At 68.1% G+C, this 18,544-nt stretch carries 14 protein-coding genes, 1 pseudogene and 1 riboswitch; of the genes and pseudogenes, 8 read left to right on the top strand and 7 right to left on the bottom strand.

Translation table 11 applies throughout. The features are described from left to right. Window positions 1-22 precede the first annotated feature (22 nt). From STRTUCAR8_RS22600 to STRTUCAR8_RS22585, 4 genes and pseudogenes are all read right to left on the bottom strand, one after another. A pseudogene (locus tag STRTUCAR8_RS22600) lies at window positions 23-1,520 on the bottom strand (glycoside hydrolase family 3 protein). A 9-nt stretch (window positions 1,521-1,529) separates the two neighbouring features. Then, entirely contained in the window at window positions 1,530-2,396 is an 867-nt protein-coding gene (locus STRTUCAR8_RS22595) for a carbohydrate ABC transporter permease (protein WP_006378228.1), read from the bottom strand. Window positions 2,397-2,401: 5 nt separating this feature from the next. After that, on the bottom strand, window positions 2,402-3,400 hold the full coding sequence (locus tag STRTUCAR8_RS22590) for a carbohydrate ABC transporter permease (protein WP_006378225.1): 999 nt from the start codon (window positions 3,398-3,400) through the stop codon (window positions 2,402-2,404). 110 nt (window positions 3,401-3,510) lie between these two features. Continuing rightward, complete coding sequence (locus tag STRTUCAR8_RS22585; protein WP_006378226.1) at window positions 3,511-4,794, bottom strand: extracellular solute-binding protein; 1,284 nt, start codon at window positions 4,792-4,794, stop codon at window positions 3,511-3,513. Between the two features lie 400 nt (window positions 4,795-5,194). On the opposite strand from STRTUCAR8_RS22585, the gene STRTUCAR8_RS22580 reads away from it, so the two are divergent. From STRTUCAR8_RS22580 to STRTUCAR8_RS22555, 6 genes are all read left to right on the top strand, one after another. After that, window positions 5,195-5,959, top strand: coding sequence for a GntR family transcriptional regulator (locus tag STRTUCAR8_RS22580; protein ID WP_044472682.1), 765 nt, complete (start codon window positions 5,195-5,197; stop codon window positions 5,957-5,959). Window positions 5,960-6,099: 140 nt separating this feature from the next. Next, window positions 6,100-6,378 (top strand): DUF3311 domain-containing protein, encoded by a 279-nt coding sequence (locus STRTUCAR8_RS22575; protein ID WP_179200452.1) that lies wholly within the window; start codon window positions 6,100-6,102, stop codon window positions 6,376-6,378. After that, window positions 6,375-7,985, top strand: coding sequence for a monocarboxylate uptake permease MctP (mctP, locus tag STRTUCAR8_RS22570; RefSeq protein WP_006378230.1), 1,611 nt, complete (start codon window positions 6,375-6,377; stop codon window positions 7,983-7,985). The genes STRTUCAR8_RS22575 and mctP overlap by 4 nt, the downstream gene beginning before the upstream one ends. 136 nt (window positions 7,986-8,121) lie before the next feature. Then, a riboswitch (cobalamin riboswitch) is annotated at window positions 8,122-8,245 on the top strand. Between the two features lie 126 nt (window positions 8,246-8,371). Continuing rightward, complete coding sequence (locus tag STRTUCAR8_RS22565; RefSeq protein ID WP_006378224.1) at window positions 8,372-10,738, top strand: ribonucleoside-diphosphate reductase subunit alpha; 2,367 nt, start codon at window positions 8,372-8,374, stop codon at window positions 10,736-10,738. Beyond that, window positions 10,738-11,763: a ribonucleotide-diphosphate reductase subunit beta gene (locus tag STRTUCAR8_RS22560; protein ID WP_006378231.1), complete on the top strand. Its 1,026-nt coding sequence runs from the start codon at window positions 10,738-10,740 to the stop codon at window positions 11,761-11,763. The genes STRTUCAR8_RS22565 and STRTUCAR8_RS22560 overlap by 1 nt, the downstream gene beginning before the upstream one ends. 310 nt (window positions 11,764-12,073) lie before the next feature. Then, window positions 12,074-14,140: a putative Ig domain-containing protein gene (locus STRTUCAR8_RS22555; protein ID WP_006378234.1), complete on the top strand. Its 2,067-nt coding sequence runs from the start codon at window positions 12,074-12,076 to the stop codon at window positions 14,138-14,140. A gap of 76 nt (window positions 14,141-14,216) precedes the next feature. On the opposite strand, the gene STRTUCAR8_RS22550 is transcribed toward STRTUCAR8_RS22555, so the two are convergent. After that, window positions 14,217-14,438 carry a hypothetical protein gene (locus STRTUCAR8_RS22550; RefSeq protein WP_063748531.1) on the bottom strand — a complete coding sequence of 74 codons (222 nt, stop codon included), beginning with the start codon at window positions 14,436-14,438 and terminating at the stop codon, window positions 14,217-14,219. A gap of 93 nt (window positions 14,439-14,531) precedes the next feature. Between STRTUCAR8_RS22550 and STRTUCAR8_RS22545 the strand changes: the two genes are divergently transcribed. Then, window positions 14,532-15,494, top strand: coding sequence for a GlxA family transcriptional regulator (locus STRTUCAR8_RS22545; protein ID WP_006378238.1), 963 nt, complete (start codon window positions 14,532-14,534; stop codon window positions 15,492-15,494). Window positions 15,495-15,524: 30 nt separating this feature from the next. On the opposite strand, the gene STRTUCAR8_RS22540 is transcribed toward STRTUCAR8_RS22545, so the two are convergent. Together STRTUCAR8_RS22540 and cyc1 are read right to left on the bottom strand one after the other, a co-directional pair. Further along, a complete protein-coding gene (locus tag STRTUCAR8_RS22540) occupies window positions 15,525-16,895 on the bottom strand; it encodes a bifunctional albaflavenone monooxygenase/terpene synthase (protein ID WP_006378233.1) in 1,371 nt (456 codons plus the stop codon). After that, a complete protein-coding gene (gene cyc1, locus STRTUCAR8_RS22535; protein ID WP_078507275.1) occupies window positions 16,892-17,977 on the bottom strand; it encodes an epi-isozizaene synthase in 1,086 nt (361 codons plus the stop codon). Before cyc1 ends, STRTUCAR8_RS22540 begins: the two co-directional genes overlap by 4 nt. Here cyc1 and STRTUCAR8_RS55990 point away from each other — a divergent pair. Further along, the gene (locus tag STRTUCAR8_RS55990; protein ID WP_479683353.1) at window positions 17,920-18,438 is read left to right on the top strand and encodes a nucleotidyltransferase-like protein; all 519 of its coding nucleotides are present in this window, start codon (window positions 17,920-17,922) and stop codon (window positions 18,436-18,438) included. The two genes, cyc1 and STRTUCAR8_RS55990, sit on opposite strands and share 58 nt — an antisense overlap. Window positions 18,439-18,544: the final 106 nt, after the last annotated feature.

Below are 18,544 nucleotides of genomic sequence, written 5' to 3'. Positions count from 1 at the left end.
GGCGCCTTCGTCGTCGTGCGGGTCACTCCCCCGCGATGATCTCCGCCGCCGCGCGTCCGCAGACTCTGGCCGCGCCGTGGGTCGCCAGGTGGGCGGCGCCTCGGCGGGGGGACTGGGGGACGCCCATCTCGACGACGACCGTGTCGGGGCGGGCGGCGAGGAGGGTGTCGAGGGCCGCCGACATCCACGGGTGGCGGTGTTCGTCGCGGACCACGGCGACGATGCGACTCGGCCCCGCCTCGGTCAGGGCCGCCCGGGCCGCCCCCTCGCCGGTGAAGGTGCCGGTGCGGGTGCCGGGCAGAAGGCGTACCAGCTCGGCCGCCACACCCCAGGGGGTCTCGTTGCCGACGGCGAAGTTCGCCACCGGGGTGAGGGCGGCCACGTACGGGGGTTCCCGGAGGGGTTCGAACGGAGCCGAGTCCGCCGGATACGTCGTCTCCACGGCGCGTCGGGCGGCCTGGAGGCCGATGTCCGTGGGCTCCGTGGGCCCCGTGGCGGCGGGCTCCCGTGGCGCTGCCGTCCAGCGGGCCAGGATCCTGACTCGCTCGGCCGCGTCCGCCAGGCGTTCCTCCGGGAGTTCACCGGTGCGTACGGCCTGGATCAGGGCGTCGCGCAGACGGCGTACCGTCTCGTCGTCCGAGAGGCCGCCGCCCACGCAGATGGCGTCCGCGCCGGCGGCGATGGCGAGGACGCTGCCTCGTTCGATGCCGTACGTGCCCGCGATGGCCTGCATCTCCATGCCGTCGGTGACGATCAGACCGGTGTAGCCGAGTTCGCCCCGGAGGAGGTCCGTGAGGACCGGGTGGGAGAGGGTGGCCGGGCGGTCCGGGTCCAGCGACGGGATCAGGATGTGGGCGCTCATCACCGCCCTGGTGCCGGCGGAGATCGCCGCGCGGAACGGGGACAGCTCGCGGCCGAGGACCACGGAGCGGCTCGCGTCGATGCGCGGGAGGGCGTGGTGGGAGTCGACCGAGGTGTCGCCGTGACCCGGGAAGTGCTTCGTGCAGGCGGCGACGCCCGCGGCCTGGAGGCCGGTGACGTAGGCCGCGGTGTGGCGGGCGACCAGCTCCGGGTCGGCGCCGAAGGAACGGACGCCGATGACGGGGTTGGCGGGGTTGGAGTTGACGTCCGCCGACGGGGCCCAGTTGAGGTTGACCCCGCAGGCGCGGAGGCGGTGGCCGAGTTCGTGGGCCACCGCACGCGTCAGCTCGAGGTCGTCGACGGCGCCCAGGGCGTGGTTGCCGGGGAAGGAGGAGCCGGTGCGGACCTCCAGCCGGGTGACGTCGCCGCCCTCCTCGTCGATCGCGACCAGGACGTCTTCACGTTCGGCGCGCAACTGGGCGGTGAGGGCGGCCAGTTGGGTGGGGGATGCGATGTTGCGGCCGACAGCCCACGGACGCCAGTCCCTCGCCGAGGCGGCGGAGCAGCCAGTCGGGGGCGGTGGTGCCGGTGAAGCCGGGCTGGAGGACGGTGAGCGCGTCACGGGTCAGCGTGTCCGGGCGGCGGACGAGTGTCGTCATCGGGTGGGGTTATCCCTTCACGGCGCCCGCGGTCAGGCCCGCGGCCATCTTGCGCTGGACGAGGAGGAAGAGGACGACGATCGGCACGGCCATCATCGTGGAACCGGCCATCATCGGGGCGTACTCGGTGCCGTGCTTGGTGGTGAAGTTGCCGAGCCAGACGGTGGCGGTCTGGTTCTTCTGGCTCATCAGCATCAGGGCGTACAGGTACTCGTTCCAGGCCTGGATGAAGCCGTAGACCGAGGTGGCGACCAGGCCGGGGGCGAGGAGGGGGAAGACCACGCGGAGGAAGGCGGTGGTGCGGGAGCAGCCGTCGACCATCGCGGCCTCCTCCAGCTCCTTCGGGATGTTGACGATGAAGCCGCGCAGGGTCCACACCGTGAACGGAAGGATGAAGGTGAGGTAGGTGATGATCAGGCCGGACAGCCGGTCGTACTGGTCGAGGTCGTTGAGAAGCAGGAACACGGGGATGATCATCGCGACCAGGGGGACCATCTGCACGGCCAAAATGCCGACGATGACGATCTTCCGGCCGCGGAAGGCGAAGCGTGAGATGGCGAGGGCCGCCAGCATGCCCACCACGATGCCGATCACGACGACCGTCAGGGACACGATGAGGCTGCGGCCGACGGGGCCCCAGAAGTCGGCGATGTTCAGCGCGCGGCGGAAGTTGGCGAGGGTGAAGCCCGTCGGGAACAGGCTCGGGTCGGGGTCGATCGCGTCCTTCGCCGGTTTGAACGCCGTGTTCAGCATCCAGTAGACGGGGAAGCCGGCCGTCAGGAAGACGAACAGGCCCAGCAGGTTCCAGCCGACCTTGGACTTCCGGGGACCGGAGACAGTGGCGGTGGCAGTGCTCATGCTGGTCATGCCGCTCATGCTGCTCATTCGACATCTCCGATTTTCAGCATCTGGCGCATGTAGACGGCGACGACACCGAGCAGCAGCACCACGGTGAGCAGGGCGATCGCCGACCCCTGGGCGTAGTCGTTGACGGCGAAGGCGCGGTCGTAGGAGTAGGTGGTCAGGAGCTGGAACTCGGCCTCCGGGTGGCCGCCGCGCATGACGAACACCTGGGGGAACACCCCCATGTCCCAGATGACCGACAGGGTCGTGAGCATCACGATGATCGGTTTGAGGATGGGGAGGGTGACGTAACGGAAGACGCCCCAGGCGCCCGCGCCGTCGAGCCGGGCCGCCTCCTCCAGTTCCTTCGGGACCTGGGTCAGCCCCGCGCCGAGCGTGATGACCACGAACGGCACCGCGCCCCAGACGACGAGCAGCATGATCACGGCGAGGCCCTGCGGTCCGCTCGCGAACCAGTTGTGGCCGATCAGCTCGACGCCCGGCAGCTTGCTCAGCAGGGCGTTGATGATCCCGTAGTCGGAGTCGAACAGCCATTTGAAGACGGTGGTGGCCACGATGATCGGCATGCCCCAGCTGGCCACCAGGACGATGTTGATGAGCGTCTTCATCCAGCCGCTGACCCGCTGGAGGAGCAGCGCGATCAGCATGCCGGCGACCATCGTGAGGACCACTGAGCCGACGGCGAAGACGACGGTGCGGACGACGACGTCCCAGAACTCGCTGTCGCCGAGTACCGCGCTGAAGTTGTCGAAGCCCACCGACTCGGCCGGCTGGAAGCCCCACAGCTGGGACTGCCCGAACTTCTGGAACGACAGGGTGACCAGACGTACGAGGGGATAGCCGAGGACCAGCGCGAGAATCAGCAGACAGGGGGCGAGCAGGGCCCACGGGATCGCGGCGGTGGCCTTCGGGGTCCGCCTTCTCGGCGGGGCGTCCTGGCCGGTCGGCGGCGATGGCGGCGCGTGCCGTGTCGACGACGGCGGCTTGGCAGGTGTGGTCGTATCAGCGGCACTCATCCGCGCGCTCCTCAGCGGTCCCTCAGGTCGTACGGTCGTTGCGGTCGAACAGGTTCTTCAGGTGGCGGGCGAGCGGGGCCCTCCCCGTGACAGGGCCCCGCGTCGGGTCGCTACTTGACGTTGATGACCTTGTCGATCGCCGCGTCCGCTTCCTTCGCCGCGTCCTCGACCGACTTCTTGCCGGTGCCGATGTTCTGCAGCATCGTCTGGAGGATCTGGGCCTTCTCGACCTGGCCCCAGCCCGGTGCCATCGGCACGAACCAGTTGGACTCCGCCGCCGTGGCCGGGACCGCCGTCGCCGGGTCGCTCTTCAGGGTGGCGAGGTCGGTCTTGTTGTTGGGCAGGTTGCCCTTGGCCATCAGGCCCTTCTGACCGCTCGCGCCGGTGTAGGCGTTGATCCACTCTGCGGCGACCGTCTGCGCCTTCGACTTCACCGGGACGGCGAGGTCCGAACCGCCCAGGAACACCGGCATGTTCTTGCCGGACGGGCCGGGCATCACGAAGTTCACCAGGTTGCCCTTGAGCTTGCCGGTCTTGTCGTTCTCCGGCGTCTCCGCGGTCGCGCCCTCCCAGGCCGCGGCGAAGATCATGCTCGTCCTGCCCTGGCCGTAGACGATGTAGCGGTCGGACTCGTCCTTGGTCTTGTCACCGTGCATGTACTTGTCGATGACGTTCTTGAACTCGGTGAGGCCCTTGACGGACTCCGGGGAGGAGAGGTTCGCCTTCCACTGGCCGCCCGACTCCTCGGCGATCGAGCCGCCGGCGTCGTACACGAAGGACATCCCGGCGTACCAGTCGCGGGTGGGCTGGTACCAGGCGTTGTACTTGCCGCCCTCCTTCTTCTGGATCTTGTCCAGGTCGGAGGTGAGTTCGGCGTACGTCTTCGGCACCGACTTGATGCCGACCGAAGCCGCCACGTCCTTGCGCCAGTTGGCGACGCGGCCACCGGCGTAGTAGGGGACGCCGTAGGTCTTGCCGTCGTAGGTGACGGAGGCCTTGAGGCCGTCCAGCCAGGCGGCCGAGTTCTCGAACTTCGCCGGGTCGAGGGGTGCGAAGGCTCCCTTGACCATGTAGCCGAGCATCTCGGTGTTGCCCATCTCGACCACGTCGGGGGCCTTGTCGGTGGCCAGGACGGCGTCGAGCTTGGCGTTCTTGTCGGGCCAGCCGTAGTACTCGTGGTTGATCTTGATGCCGGGGTGCGCCTTCGTCAGCGTGGCGTCGGCGGCCTTGACCAGCTCGGGCCAGTTGTTCTGCGCGTCCACGGTCAGCCAGACGGTCAGCTCCTTGGCGTCGGCGCCGGTGTTGTCCGAGCTTCCGCCGTCACTGTCCCCGCATGCCGCGATGGAGACCATCATGCCCGCGATACCGATCGCGGCTATCAGCTTGCGCTTCACGCCAACCTCCTCAGGGAGCTGGACCAATGGTGTAGACCAGTAGGCGGAGCTTGGCTCAGACCAAACGAGGTGTCAAGGGGGTGGGAATGCCTTTGACCAGCCGTTATACGAGCTACATATGCAGGAACCTTTAAGTAAGAACGTGGCGGAAATAGCCCGCACATCTCCCCGATTCGAGGTAGACCACTTGCAAGAAGCACCGGGGCGCGAGCTTGGGCGGGACTTTCCCTGCGGTGGACTAGACCAGCGGGGGGCGTGAAGGTATACAGAGGGATCACGGAGCGCGCGAAGGCCCGAGGAGACCGTTCACAGGTCAATCGCGGTGCCGGTCGTGCCACGATGTGAACGTGGACCGGCGGGACGCCGGCCGTAGCGGCGGCAGAAGCCGGGAAGGCGGAGCATGAGCACCGAGGTGAGCAGCGCGGAGAACGAGGGTGGGCCCACCGTCCGTACCGCGCGCGTGCCCAAGTACTACCGTCTGAAGAAGCATCTGCTCGACATGACGGAGACCCAGGCGCCCGGCACCCCGGTCCCGCCCGAGCGCACGCTGGCGGCGGAGTTCGACACCTCTCGCACCACCGTCCGCCAGGCCCTCCAGGAACTGGTCGTCGAGGGCCGGCTCGAACGCATCCAGGGCAAGGGCACCTTCGTCGCCAAGCCGAAGGTCTCCCAGACGCTGCAACTCACCTCGTACACCGAGGACATGCGCGCCCAGGGCCTCGAACCGACCTCGCAGCTCCTCGACATCGGCTACATCACCGCCGACGACACCCTCGCCGAACTGCTCGACATCACGGCGGGCGGGCGCGTCCTGCGCATCGAGCGGCTGCGCATGGCGAACGGCGAGCCGATGGCCATAGAGACCACCCACCTCTCCGCGAAGCGCTTCCCCGCCCTGCGCAGGTCACTCGTCAAGTACACGTCCCTCTACACGGCTCTCGCCGAGGTGTACGACGTCCATCTCGCGGAGGCCGAGGAGACCATCGAGACCTCCCTGGCGACCCCGCGCGAGGCCGGTCTGCTCGGCACCGACGTGGGCCTGCCGATGCTGATGCTGTCCCGGCACTCGCTGGACAGGACCGGGCAGCCGGTGGAGTGGGTGCGGTCCGTCTACCGGGGGGACCGGTACAAGTTCGTCGCGCGGCTCAAGCGGCCCGTCGAGTAGGGCCACTCGGCGACAGGTCACACCTCCGCCCGACCTCCCGGCACGGTTCCATAAAGCGAGGCCGTCCCGTAGATTTCCTGCGCGTTGCACAAGTGATCACCAGTATTCGCAGGCAGTCGGTGAGGGGACGGAGCTGTGACATGTCAGAAGCGCCAGAAGTGAGGCAACCGGTGACGGAACCACCGGTGGTGACTCCGATGCGCGTCGTCATCGGGCTCTGCCTCTTCGCACCCTTCGTCGCGATGCTGTGGGTCGGCTCGTACGCGAAGGTCGATCCGACGTTCATCGGCATCCCGTTCTTCTACTGGTACCAGATGCTGTGGGTGTTCGTGTCCACCGCGCTGACGATGACCGCCTACCAGCTGTGGCGGCGTGACCAGCGCGCCCGTGCCTCCGCGAAGGGTGGTGCGGACGCGTGAACGACGGCGTGAACGGCGTGGCACTCACCGTTTTCATCATCTTCTTCCTGGCCGTCACGGTCATCGGCTTCATGGCCGCGCGCTGGCGCAAGGCCGAGAACGAGCACAGCCTCGACGAATGGGGCCTGGGCGGACGGTCGTTCGGCACCTGGGTCACCTGGTTCCTGCTCGGCGGCGACCTCTACACCGCGTACACCTTCGTGGCCGTACCGGCGGCGATCTACGCGGCGGGCGCGGCCGGCTTCTTCGCGGTGCCCTACACGATCCTGGTGTACCCGCTGATCTTCACGTTCCTGCCCCGCCTGTGGTCGGTCTCCCACAAGCACGGCTACGTGACGACCTCGGACTTCGTGCGCGGCCGCTTCGGCTCGAAGGGCCTGTCGCTGGCGGTGGCGGTCACCGGCATCCTCGCGACCATGCCGTACATCGCGCTCCAACTGGTCGGTATCCAGGCGGTCCTCGACGTCATGGGCGTCGGCGGCGGCGAGAACACCAACTGGTTCGTGAAGGACCTCCCGCTGCTGATCGCGTTCGGCGTGCTGGCGGCCTACACGTACTCCTCCGGCCTGCGGGCCCCCGCCCTGATCGCGTTCGTGAAGGACACGCTGATCTACATCGTCATCGCGGTGGCGATCATCTACATCCCGATCAAACTCGGCGGGTTCGACGAGGTCTTCGGCGCGGCGAGCGAGAAGTACACCGCCGCGAAGGCGGGCGCCCTGGTCCCGGCCGAGGCCGGCCAGTGGACGTACGCCACGCTGGCGCTGGGATCCGCGCTCGCGCTGTTCATGTACCCGCACTCGATCACGGCAACGTTGTCCTCCCGGAGCCGTGAGGTGATCCGGCGCAACACCACGATCCTGCCGCTGTATTCGCTGATGCTGGGGCTGCTCGCCCTGCTGGGCTTCATGGCGATCGCGGCCGGGGTCAAGGTCACCAACCCGCAGTTGGCGATCCCGCAGCTCTTCGAGGACATGTTCCCGTCCTGGTTCGCGGGCGTGGCCTTCGCGGCGATCGGCATCGGGGCGCTCGTCCCGGCGGCCATCATGTCCATCGCGGCGGCGAACCTCTTCACCCGCAACATCTACAAGGACTTCATCAAGCCCGACGCGACACCGGCGCAGGAGACCAAGGTCTCCAAGCTGGTCTCGCTCCTGGTGAAGGTGGGTGCGCTGGTCTTCGTCCTGACGATGGACAAGACGGTCGCCATCAACTTCCAGCTCCTGGGCGGCATCTGGATCCTGCAGACCTTCCCGGCCCTCGTCGGCGGCCTGTTCACCCGCTGGTTCCACCGCTGGGCCCTGCTGGCCGGCTGGGCGGTCGGCATGCTGTACGGCACGCTGGCGGCGTACGGGGTCGCGTCTCCGACGCAGAAGCACTTCGGCGGCAGCTCGAAGGAGATCCCCGGGATCGGTGAGATCGGTTACATCGGTCTGACGGCGTTCGTCCTGAACGTCGTCGTCACGGTGGTCCTCACCTTCGTACTGAAGGCGCTGAAGGCGCCGGACGGTGTGGACCAGACGAAGCCGTCGGACTACACGGCGGACGCGGGGGATCCGGGCGTGGCGGTGGAACTGCCGCCTGCGACGGCGGGTTCGGCACACTGAGGCTCCGCCGGGTCCGCAGTTTTCGTCTGCGGGCCCGGTGGGGGCTTGTCGCGCAGTTCCCCGCGCCCCTATAGGGCGCTCAACTCCCCCCGCGACACAACATGTGGGGGTGCCTTCAGGGCCCGGCACAAGATGTATGCTCATGCTCGCTGTCGCCGCAGGGGAATCCGGTGCGAATCCGGAACTGTCCCGCAACGGTGTACTCGTGCACGTTTGTGCGCGTGGCCAGTCCGAGGACCTGCCGACGGTGTGCCCGGCCGACCGGTCCGGGCGCCTGACGTCCGGGCCTCGTGGAGTGGGCCGGTGGACGCACGCGTACCCGTAAGGCGTCCGTGTGCCCCGCTGCCCTCCGCAAGGCCCCGTGCCGAGCGAGGGAGAGCCCCCCTGTGACCATCGCGCCAGCCGAACCGGCTTCAGCGACCCCAGTGGCCCCAGTGGAGACGGACGGTCCCGGAACCGCGCTGCTGCGGACCCTGACCGAGCTGACCGCCGACCTTCCCGACGCCGACCCCGGACGGGTCGCCGCCGCCGCGCTGCGCGGCCGGTCCGCGCGGGCCGACGTGTCGGAGCTGCGCGAGCTGGCCACCGAAGCCGCGGCCGGCCTCATCTCCGAGGACCCCGCCTACTCCCGGCTGGCCGCCCGGCTGCTGACCGTCACCGTCGCCGCGGAGGCCGCCTCACAGGGCGTCACGACCTTCTCCGAGTCGGTCGCGGTCGGGCACCGGGAGGGCCTTATCGCCGACCGCACCGCCGAGTTCGTACGGCTGCACACGGACCGTCTCGACGCCCTGATCGACGTCGATGGCGACGACCGCTTCGGGTACTTCGGGCTGCGCACGCTCCACAGCCGCTATCTGCTGCGCCACCCGATCACGCGCCGGGTCATCGAGACTCCCCAGCACTTCATGCTGCGGGTCGCGAGCGGCCTCGCCGAGGACGACACCGTGCGGGCGCTGGACGAAGTCGCCGCGCTCTACCGGCTGATGAGCCGCCTCGACTACCTCCCCTCCTCCCCCACCCTCTTCAACTCCGGTACCCGGCACCCCCAGATGTCGTCCTGCTACCTCCTCGACTCCCCCCTCGACGAGCTGGACTCCATCTACGACCGCTACCACCAGGTCGCCCGTCTCTCCAAGCACGCCGGTGGCATCGGACTGTCGTACTCCCGTATCCGCAGCCGGGGTTCGCTGATCCGCGGCACCAACGGGCACTCCAACGGCATCGTGCCGTTCCTGAAGACGCTGGACGCGTCCGTCGCCGCCGTGAACCAGGGCGGCCGGCGTAAGGGCGCCGCCGCGGTCTACCTGGAGACCTGGCACTCCGACATCGAGGAGTTCCTGGAGCTGCGCGACAACACGGGTGAGGACGCCCGGCGTACGCACAATCTGAACCTCGCGCACTGGATCCCGGACGAGTTCATGCGGCGGGTGGACTCGGACGCGCTCTGGTCGCTCTTCTCCCCCTCCGACGTGCCCGAGCTGGTCGACCTGTGGGGCGCCGAGTTCGACGCCGCCTACCGCGCGGCCGAGGAGGCCGGGCTCGCCCGGAAGACCATCCCGGCCCGCGATCTGTACGGCCGCATGATGCGTACCCTCGCGCAGACCGGCAACGGCTGGATGACCTTCAAGGACGCGGCCAACCGCACCGCCAACCAGACGGCCGAGCCGGGCAGTGTCGTCCACTCCTCGAACCTGTGCACGGAGATCCTGGAGGTCACCGACGACGGGGAGACGGCGGTCTGCAACCTGGGTTCCGTGAACCTCGGCGCGTTCGTCGACACGGCGGCCGGTGACATCGACTGGGAGCGGCTGGACGAGACGGTCCGTACCGCCGTCACCTTCCTCGACCGGGTCGTCGACATCAACTTCTACCCGACCGAGCAGGCGGGCCGCTCCAACTCCCGCTGGCGCCCGGTCGGTCTGGGCGCGATGGGCCTCCAGGACGTCTTCTTCCAGCTGCGCGTCCCCTTCGACTCGCCCGAGGCCAGGGCCCTGTCCACCCGCATCGCCGAGCGCGTGATGCTCGCCGCGTACGAGGCCTCCGCCGACCTCGCCGAGCGCAACGGCCCGCTGCCGGCCTGGGAGAAGACCCGTACGGCCCGGGGGGTGCTCCACCCCGACCACTACGACGTGGAGCTGAACTGGCCCGAGCGCTGGTCGGCGCTGCGCGAACGTATCGCCGAGGTCGGCATGCGCAACTCGCTCCTCCTCGCCGTCGCACCCACCGCCACGATCGCCTCGATCGCCGGGGTGTACGAGTGCATCGAGCCGCAGGTGTCCAACCTGTTCAAGCGCGAGACGCTGTCCGGCGAGTTCCTCCAGGTCAACTCGTACCTGGTCAGGGAGCTCAAGGACCTCGGCGTGTGGGACGCCCGCACCCGTGAGGCGCTGCGCGAGTCGAACGGCTCGGTGCAGGACTTCGCCTGGATCCCGGCCGACGTACGGGCGTTGTACCGCACGGCGTGGGAGATCCCGCAGCGCGGCCTCATCGACATGGCCGCCGCCCGGACACCGTTCCTGGACCAGTCGCAGTCCCTGAACCTCTTCCTGGAGACGCCGACGATCGGCAAGCTCTCCTCGATGTACGCGTACGCCTGGAAGTCGGGCCTGAAGACGACGTACTACCTGCGCTCGCGCCCGGCGACGCGTATCGCCCGCGCGGCGCAGGCCACCGTCCCCGTCCAGCAGGCCGCCGACCCCGACGCCGTCGCCTGCTCCCTTGAGAACCCCGAGTCCTGCGAGGCCTGCCAGTAATGACCACCGCACCTGAGAAGACCGAGAAGAACCTTCTCGACCCGGGCTTCGAACTCACCCTCCGCCCCATGCGCTACCCGGACTTCTACGAGCGCTACCGGGACGCCATCAAGAACACCTGGACCGTCGAGGAGGTCGACCTCCACTCGGACGTCTCCGACCTGGCGAAGCTGTCCGAGGGTGAGCGGCACATGATCGGCCGGCTGGTCGCGTTCTTCGCGACGGGCGACTCGATCGTCTCGAACAACCTGGTGCTCACGCTCTACAAGCACATCAACTCCCCCGAGGCGCGGCTGTACCTGAGCCGCCAGCTGTTCGAGGAGGCCGTGCACGTCCAGTTCTATCTGACGCTGCTCGACACCTACCTCCCCGATCCGGCGGACCGCGCCGCCGCCTTCGACGCGGTGGAGAACATCCCGTCCATCCGCGAGAAGGCCGAGTTCTGCTTCAGGTGGATCAACGAGGTCGAGAAGCTCGACCGGCTGGAGACCCAGGCCGACCGCCGCCGTTTCCTCCTCAACCTGATCTGCTTCGCCGCGTGCATCGAGGGCCTGTTCTTCTACGGTGCCTTCGCGTACGTCTACTGGTTCCGCAGCCGGGGTCTCCTGCACGGCCTCGCCACCGGCACCAACTGGGTGTTCCGGGACGAGACGATGCACATGAGCTTCGCGTTCGAGGTGGTCGACACCGTCCGCAAGGAGGAGCCGGAGCTGTTCGACGACCAGCTCCAGCAGCAGGTGACCGACATGATGCGGGAGGCGGTGGAGGCGGAGCTGCAGTTCGGCCGGGACCTGTGCGGTGAGGGTCTGCCGGGTATGAACACCGAGTCCATGCGCCAGTACCTGGAGTGCGTCGCCGACCAGCGGCTGGGCCGCCTGGGCTTCGCCCCGGTGTACGGATCCGAGAACCCCTTCTCCTTCATGGAGTTGCAGGGCGTCCAGGAACTGACCAACTTCTTCGAGCGCCGCCCGTCGGCGTACCAGGTGGCCGTGGAGGGCACGGTCGACCTCGACGAGGATTTCTGACGCCACGTCACTGATGGTGCCGGGCTTGCCGAACGGTAAGTGCGGCACCATCAAGACCTCCGCTTCGCCCATGGACCGCCTATCGGCCGTCCATGGACCTTCTATGGAGCGGCAAAGTTCTGCCGGGACATCTGTTCCGGTCTCGTCGGGCCCGGCTACTTTTCTGGCGATCCAGTCATGCGCACATCGGCATCACGGAACGTTCAATGTGTCATGCCCCTGACGAAATCGCGCACTGCTGCCGCTACGCGCGTCACAGGCCTGCCACCAGCGTCGAGAACCCCACTCCAACGACGGAGGCAGTACCCCCATGCGTACAACACGCACCGCCATGTCCGGGCGAAACCTGCGAAGACTCCTGGTCGCCGCCGCACCCGCCCTCGCCCTCAGCCTCGCCGGACTCGTCGCGGCGCCGGCGCACGCAGCGCCCGCACCGCACGCGGCCGCGCCCACCTCCCACGTCACCCAGAACTCCAGAGCCCTCACCTCCCCGGACCGGCAGACGTTCCACTCGACCGGCAAGGCCGGCCAGAAGGTGCCGACCACGCATCTGTGCGCCACCGCCGAGCCCGGTCACGTCTCCTGTTTCGCCCAGCGCCGGACCGACATCAAGCAGCGCCTGGCCGCCGCCGCGGCCGCCGCACCCTCCGGGCTCAGCCCGGCCAACCTGCACAGCGCCTACAACCTCCCGACAACGGGCGGCTCCGGCCTGACAGTTGCCGTCGTGGACGCGTACAACGACCCCAACGCCGAGTCGGACCTCGCCACTTACCGTTCGCAGTACGGCCTGTCCGCCTGCACCAAGGCCAGCGGCTGCTTCAAGCAGGTCAGCCAGACCGGTTCGACGACCTCACTGCCGACCAACGACACCGGCTGGGCCGGCGAGGAGGCGCTCGACCTCGACATGGTCAGCGCCGTCTGCCCGAACTGCAACATCATCCTCGTCGAGGCCAGCTCCGCCAACGACTCCGACCTCGGCACCGCCGAGAACGAGGCGGTGGCGCTCGGCGCGAAGTTCGTCTCCAACAGCTGGGGCGGCGACGAGGCGTCCTCCCAGACCACCGAGGACACCTCGTACTTCAAGCACCCCGGTGTCGCGATCACGGTCAGCGCGGGTGACAGCGCCTACGGCGCCGAGTACCCGGCGACCTCCCAGTACGTGACCGCGGTCGGCGGCACCGCCCTCTCCACGTCCTCCAACTCCCGCGGCTGGACCGAGTCCGTGTGGAAGACCAGCAGCACGGAGGGAACCGGGTCCGGCTGCTCGGCGTACGACGCCAAGCCGAGCTGGCAGACCGACACCGGGTGCGCCAAGCGCATGGAGTCCGATGTCTCCGCGGTCGCCGACCCCGCCACCGGTGTGGCCGTCTACGACACCTACGGCGGCTCCGGCTGGGCCGTCTACGGCGGCACGAGCGCCTCGGCGCCGATCATCGCGGGCGTGTACGCGCTGGCCGGCACCCCGGGTTCCAGCGACTACCCGGCGAAGTACCCCTACAGCCACACGAGCAACCTGTACGACGTCACCAGCGGCAACAACGGCTCGTGCTCGACCTCGTACTTCTGCACCGCGACCACCGGCTACGACGGTCCGACCGGCTGGGGCACCCCCAACGGCACCACCGCCTTCACCTCGGGCACCAGCACGGGCAACACGGTGACCGTCACCAACCCGGGCAGCCGGTCGACCACCACCGGCAGCGCGGTCAGCCTGCAGATCAGCGCGTCCGACAGTGCGGGGGCGGCCCTCACCTACAGCGCGAGCGGTCTGCCGACCGGGCTGTCGATCAGCGGCTCGACCGGCCTGATCTCCGGTACGGCGTCCACTGCCGGCACGTACCAGGTCACCGTGACCGCGAAGGACAGCACCGGCGCCTCCGGTTCCGCCTCCTTCAGCTGGACCGTCGGGTCGAGCAGCGGCACCTGCACCTCGTCCCAGCTGCTCGGCAACCCCGGCTTCGAGTCGGGCAACACCACCTGGACCGCCTCCACCAGCGTCATCAGCAACTCCACCAGTGAGTCGGCGCACGCCGGGTCCTACTACGCCTGGCTGGACGGATACGGCTCCGCGCACACCGACACCCTGTCCCAGTCGGTGACCGTGCCCAGCGGCTGCAAGGCCACCTTCACCTTCTACCTGCACGTCGACACCAAGGAGACCTCCACCAGCAGCGCATACGACAAGCTGACGGTCACCGCCGGATCGACCACCCTGGCGACGTACTCGAACCTCAACGCCGCCTCGGGCTACGCGCAGAAGTCCTTCGACCTCTCCTCGTACGCCGGCTCCACCGTCACCCTGAAGTTCAGCGGGGTCGAGGACTCCTCGCTCCAGACCAGCTTCGTCCTCGACGACACGGCCGTCACGACCAGCTGACCACCGCACCGCACCGCAGCCCCGGTCGCCGCCTTCGCGGCCGGGGCTTCGGTGCGGACCCTCACCCTCCCGGTGTTCAGGAGTGGCGGGTCGCCGTGGCGGTGACGTAGAGGCGCCGCCGTGCGGGCCGCTCCGATGGGCCGATCGGCCCGTCCACCCGGCGCGCCCGCTCGGCCTCGCGGATCTGATGGTCGATGCGACGGTCCCTGGCCATGCCGATCAGGGACGGAAGAGCGAGGGCCACGAAGATCGCGGCGACGACGAGGATTCCGACGATGTTGTCCGTTGCTGTGTTCATGGACATCAGTCTCGTCCCGAACACTCCTGACCGTCAGTGGCAGGACTGCCGCACACCCTCGATTTCCTGCCAATAGCGAGGCACACTGGCAGCATGCTGGAAAACGTGGCCGTCGTCCTGCTCGACGGAGTGCATCCCTTCGAACTCGGTGTCGTCTGCGAGGTCTTCGGCCTGGACCGCGGCGACGAGGGCCTGCCGGTGTACGACTTCGCGGTCGCCTCGGCGGAAGGCCCGACCCTGACCACCCACGCGGGCTTCACCGTGAGTACGGAACACGGGCTGGAGCGGCTGGAGACGGCCGACCTGATCGCCGTACCGGCCGGACAGACCTATGTGGACCGGGAGTACCCGCCGGAGCTGCTGGACGCGCTGCGCCGGGCCGTGGCGCGCGGGGCGCGGGTGCTCAGCGTGTGTTCCGGGGCCTTCGTGCTCGCCGCCGCGGGACTGCTGGACGGCCGACGGTGCGCCGTGCACTGGCGGCACGCGGAGGAACTGGCCCGGCGCTATCCGCGGGTCCTGGTCGAGCCGGACGTGCTGTACGTCGACACCGGGCTGGTGATCACCTCCGCCGGTACGGCCGCCGGGATCGACGCCTGCCTGCACCTCGTACGCCTGGAGCACGGGCCCGAGGTCGCCAACGCCATCGCCCGGCGGATGGTCGTACCGCCGCACCGGGACGGCGGACAGGCCCAGTACATCGAGCGGCCCCTGCCCCGGTCTCGGTGCGACACCGTCGGCGAGGTGCTGGTGTGGATGGAGCGCCACCTCGACGAGGAGGTGACCGTCGAGCAGCTCGCCGAGCGCGCCCACATGTCGCCCCGCACCTTCGCCCGCCGCTTCCAGCAGGAGACCGGCACCACGCCCTACCGCTGGATCCTGCGGCAACGCGTGCTGCTGGCACAGCAGTTGCTGGAGGCGACGGACGAGACGATGGACGCGATCGCCTGGCGCACCGGGTTCGGCAACGCGGCGGCGCTGCGCCACCAGTTCGTACGGTCGCTGGGGACGACCCCGCAGGCGTACCGGCGTACGTTCAAGGGCCCGGAGGCCGCCTGAACGCACGCCCGCTCCACCACCCGGGCCGCTTCAGCGGGGTGTCGCCCGCAGGAGCATCCGGTCCGGATGCAGGGTGATGCCCACGCGGAGCGCGTCCCGCGATTCGGGCACCCGTTCGAAGCGCCACTTCCTCGCCAGCTCTGCCGTGAGAATGGTCAGCATGGCCATCGAGAAGTGGTCACTCGGACACTTGCGATTGCCCACGCCGAACGGGGTCATCGCGTACTTGGGCAGGTCCTTGACGCGTTCCGGAAGCCAGCGGTCGGGGTCGAACTCGGTGTTCCGCTCGTACGAACGCGGATCGCGCTGTATCGCGTACGGGCTGTAGACGAGATCGGCCCCGGCCGGAATCCGATAGCCGCCCAGCTCGGTCTCGGCCACCGCCCGCCGGGTCAATATCCAGACGGGTGGCTGCAAACGCATCGTCTCGACGACGACATTGTTGGTGTGTGCCAGCTCACGGACGTCCGAGAATGCGACCGCTCGGTAACCCGCGACGGTTTCTCCCTCCTCGGCCACCTTGTCCGCGTGTTCCGGCTGCTCGGCGAGTACCTGGAGCAGCGACATGATCGTGGAGGCGACCGTTTCGGCGCCCGGGGTGACTATGGCGACGACCTGATCGTGGATCTCCTGTTCGCCTATGGGGTCGCCATTCTCGTCCTTCGCCGTCAGCAGGGCTGTCAGCAGATCGTCCGGATTCTGACCGGATGCCCGGCGTTCGGCCACGATCTCGTCGACGACGAGATGCATATCGGCCAGGGCCCGGTCGAATTTCCGGTTGGCCGGCAGGGGAAGCCGGTAGAGCGGTCCCGCCGGGATCACCATGCGCCGGTACATCCCCAGGAACACCGTGGCGAGTGCGGCGCACAGGCGTTCGGCGCGCTCGTCCATGTAGTCGCCGCGCAGCAGACAGCGGGCCGCGATGCGCACGGCGACCCGGAAGGCCTCCGAGGTGCAGTCGATGATCTCGCCGGGCTGCCAGCGCCGGGCGAACGCCTGCGCCTCCTCCTCCATGATCGGCCCGTACTCGGGGAGGACGTCCAGCCTGAACGCGGGCTGGATGGTGCGCCGTTGACGCCGGTGGGTGGGCCCGTTGGCGGTGGCCACGCCCTGCTTGCCGAGCAGCCCTTCGAGGGACTCCCACAGCGGGCCGCCGATGATGTAGTCCGGGTTGAGGGCGAGTTCCCCGACCAGTTCCGGCGCCGTGGCGGCGTACACCGTCTTGGGGCCGAGTTTCAGCCGAACGACGTCGCCGTGGTCGCGGAGCCGGGCGAAGTAGCCCAGGGGGTCGCGGACCAGTTGCCAGCCGTGCCCGAGGAGCGGGACACCGCCGCCCGCGAAGGGCGGATCGGGCAGCTCCCTGGTGTCCGGGGACGCGGGGCGTACTGATTCGACGGTCATTTCTCACCTGCCGCTTCGTTGTTGACGTACGGGGGTGTGGAGCGGTCGTCCCAGTTGTCGACCATGTAACGGCCGGACTCGTGGTGGAACCAGTAGACGGAACTGAACCAGTTCCGCATGTTGTCGATACAGGCGTTCAGGGCCCTGCTCGTTTCCTTTCCTCGCACGCTGCCGTCGTCGAGTGAAACGGCGAAACAACGCACTTCCTGTTCCACCGCGAGGAATTCGATAACGGCACCCTCGACCCGCCTCCTGAGTTCCGCGATGGCTTCCTCGAGTGTCAGTCCCTCGTGCCGGATGAGACTGATCCCGAGATTGTGCACCTCGTCCCCCGCGATCTCCTTCGGAAGCGAGCAGAGGTCGTTGTACCAGGCGGCGAATTCCTGACTCAGGAGCGCCGCCCGGCGGAATGCGGAGTTCTTCCTCACCGCGTTGGGGAGTTCGCGTCCCGCGCTCGGTTCCAGGAGGTCGGTCCAGATCGAGTGCGCGAAGGTGAGCCGCCTCAGTTCGAGATATTCCTCGACTTTCGGCACCGTTCCGTTTGTACGGTTGCGGAATTCGCGGTCATACGCGTTGATCACCGCGTGGAAGTGCCGTGCGAACCGGGCGTTCCACCTCCTGCCCAGGAACGAGTACAGGCGCAGCATGCTGTCCGCGAACCCCGCGACCAGCGGATCCGGGTGGTGGAGATAGAGCCCGGGTGCGTCCAGCGCGGAGTGGAGCAGGTCCTTGAGTTGCCGCCAGGCGGCGGGCCGGCCGTGCACGATGTCACGGTCGTGGCGGTCGTCCCAGACGAAGAACCAGGCGCTGTAGTCCGCTATCGCCTGGAGTACGTCGTCGGGGGCGCCGAGGTAGTACCCGGCCATGAGGTCGGTGTAGCAAAGTCCGTCGGCATATTCTGCGACCTTGTCCGGTGGCATGAGGCGTTTTTCCAGCAGCCAGGCCCTGGTCTTCTCCTGCAGTCGGGGCCAATACGGGTGCAGTTGCCGGGGAAACGCCGCCTCGATCACCGGTAAGGCCAGTGATGGTGGGATCGCTACCGCTGGTGTCGCCGGTGAGGTGCTGTGTGGGAAAGCAGGCACGAACAAACCCCTCTCAGCCGCGAGTTGGCGCAACACCCCTCCCGCCGTGCCGGGCGTGCGCCGTTGCGTATCCCCGCAGTTCCCATTCAGCACCACAACTGACCGTTCTGGGAACGCATTTGCTTCCTTCACTACCCCAAGCTGCCGAGATTCGCCGCTCACTTGACTGGTTATGGATCACGGTATGCGCACTTGAGTCCAGATTTCGATCGAATGTGCGACGGACATGCGAACGGACACCAGATGGACACTTTAACCATGGAGGTCTGACACCGCTCACCGATGACATCACGCATATTATTCGGCACATCTGGAACCAGACCAAGCCCGGCGCCTCCGCTGAAGACTGGCACGAGCCGAATGACATCAAGCCTCTGTTCGGTCCTGGACAGAAGTGGTCTATGGAAGACGCGCACGAACTGACGCTCAAGACGTGGCATAACCTGGGGCTTGACAGCTGATGGAAAACATCAAGGTTCGCATTGGCATTGGTATTGCCGCTCTCGTGTGGCTGACGCTTGCGCTGCTCGCCGGCCAGGGCTTTTCACAGGTGCCGCTCCGCATCTA

Source organism: Streptomyces turgidiscabies Car8 (genome assembly GCF_000331005.1).
Taxonomy (GTDB): domain Bacteria; phylum Actinomycetota; class Actinomycetes; order Streptomycetales; family Streptomycetaceae; genus Streptomyces; species Streptomyces turgidiscabies.
Note: the sequence above shows the minus strand (reverse complement) of the source record. Positions and strands in the feature narration are given on the sequence as shown.